General features: G+C 55.6%; 2 protein-coding genes. Both read left to right on the plus strand.

The annotated features are described in order from the left end of the window. Positions 1-305 precede the first annotated feature (305 nt). Positions 306-1,058, plus strand: coding sequence for a sigma-70 family RNA polymerase sigma factor (locus PHF27_RS12525; RefSeq protein ID WP_300070643.1), 753 nt, complete (start codon positions 306-308; stop codon positions 1,056-1,058). A gap of 146 nt (positions 1,059-1,204) precedes the next feature. Next, a partial coding sequence (locus PHF27_RS12530; protein WP_300070646.1) for a sigma 54-interacting transcriptional regulator occupies positions 1,205-2,337 on the plus strand: 1,133 nt, incomplete at its 3' end.

Raw genomic sequence — 2,337 nt, forward strand, 5'->3', positions numbered from 1 at the left:
GGGCTCGACGGAGCAGGAACGGAACTCAGCGACGGCACGTGAAGTGCCTGACGGTACGTGATGTACCTAATGCCGGCGATGCCAAGGATGGCATAATCGCCGGTCTCCTCTGAAAATCCATGGATGGCGTAGCATCCGGTCTCCGCCAGAAAAGACCAGATCGAATAAGCGGCAAGGAACTGTGTGAGAAGCAGTTCCTTGCCGTTGTTTAGTTGCGCTATTATACCTGGAAGGAATTTCTTAAAGGAAAGAGAAAAAAAAGATTGTGCGAATTTACATAATTTTAGAAGGGGGCTGTTTATAAAGTGAAACAAGCTGTGGATTGGGATGCGAGAAATCGGGAGTTACTGACGCGCTATCAGCAGGGAGACCAGGCTGCCTTGAATGAATTTCTGGAAGGCAATCGAGGCCTTGTGCAACATCTGCTGCGGCGCTATCGACGGCTGCCGCTGGGCATGGAGGAAGACGATCTCATGCAATTGGGCTTTTTAGGTCTCATCGAAGCGGCGCGGCGGCCGCAGGCGCTGGAAAAGACTTGCTTATCCAATTATCTTTCCTTCTGTATTCGCAAACGGTTGTATTTGGGAATTTGGCAGGAAGGATATTTGGTGCACTTGCCGCGACGGCAGCATGAGGCAGCGGTGCAAGCCCGCCGCGTTGAAGGCGAGAGGTTGGTGCGCGGCAAGCCCGAAGCCTGGGGCTGGAGGAAGCTGGGCTTGTCTGCTGCGGACTATCGGGCGCGGCTGCGCTGCTATCAAGTGTTTTTGGGCGGCCATGCTTCACTGGACGCGGCGAAAGAGGGAGAGACGCGGCTTTGGAATGTGCTGCGCACGGAAAAAGAATCTTCGCCGGAGCTGCAAACCTTACTGCAGATGCTGCTGCGTCGTCTGCCGAAGCAGCAGGTCTGGGTGCTGCGCGGCTACTTCGGCTTAGATCATACGAAGCGGCACTCCTTGCGCGAGCTGGGAAGCCGTTGCGGCCTGCCGGAAGAACAGGTGCGTCAGATCCTGCGGGAGACGCTGGAATGTCTGCGGCATAGTATGGAGAAACGGCTATAGTTTTTGCGGCGTGATTCTCAAAAACGCTCGTTGTGCAGAGCAGGAGTTTTGGCAGCTAAGCAAGAATCCGTACCCATTACCATAGCTTCCTGCTGTGCTTAGTAGAGAAGCTCTTTCGTGTTTTAACTGCGGAGAGGCGGATTTTCATGAAAACCATCGCGATAGTGACGAACGGCGTGACTCATTTAGGGGCGTTTTTAAAAGAAAACCTGGAAGAAGTGCTGGCGGGCTATGTAGACATCCGGCTATATGCATTGAATGCGTTGGCGCAGCCAGCACGGCTGGAAGAAGACGTGGTGCTGGTGATGCTGAAAAGCAAGGTGCTGGAGGTGGAGGGCTATGTGCCGGATACCAGCCGCATTCTGGTGGTGCAGCGGACGGTGCGCGAAGGGGCGGTAGAGCCTCTTTTGACTTTGCCTGAGGGAACGAGGGTGCTGGTGGTCAACGACGCGCCGGAGACGACGCTGGAGACGGTGGCCTTTTTGTACCAGGTTGGTTTGCGGCATTTGCGCTTGATTCCGTATGACCCGGATAAAGCCGTAGACTGCCTGCTGGCGACGACTCCCGGGGAGGCTCATTTGGTGCCGCCGCCGATTTCGATGATTGTCGATTTAGGCAATCGGGTAATTGATATTTCGACCTTTTTAGAAATCATCAACCGTTTGGGCTTGGAGTGCGCCGAGCTCAGCCGGCGGTTGGTCTTATATGCGGAGTCGACTGTTAATGTGGCAGGCGGCATCAAGGAGCAACAGCGGCAATTGTTTTTGCAGAAGGCGCAGTTGGAGTCGGTGGTGGATTTGGCGAAAGAGGGCCTGTTACTGTTGGATGTGCAAGGGCATATTTTGGTTGCCAACGCGGCGATGCGGGAATTGCTGAAGCTGGAAGGCGACGCCTGTTTGGGCCGGAAGGCGGCAAAGGTACTTCCTGCGCCTTTGGCGGCGCTTTTGCCTGGCGGTGATGTGCGGGGCGAAGTGGTGGAAATGGCCGGACGGGAGCTGCTGGTAGGAAAGCAGACCATTTTGCAGTTTGGCGCGCCGGCGGGCTGCTGCCTCAGCGTGCAGGACATCACCTATCTGCGGCAGTTGGAAAAGACCAAGGAACGCCGGCTGCGTTCCCAAGGGCTGATGGCGAGGTATTGTTTTGCAGATATCCGTACGCAATCCGTGCAAATGAGGGAATGCTTGCAACTGGCGGAGCGGATGGCGGCGTCCGGACTGACGGTGCTGATTGCCGGCGAAAGCGGCACAGGCAAGGAGCTTTTAGCGCAGTCTCTTCATAA

This window comes from Anaeromusa sp. (genome assembly GCF_028691475.1).
Classification (GTDB): Bacteria; Bacillota; Negativicutes; order Anaeromusales; family Anaeromusaceae; genus Anaeromusa.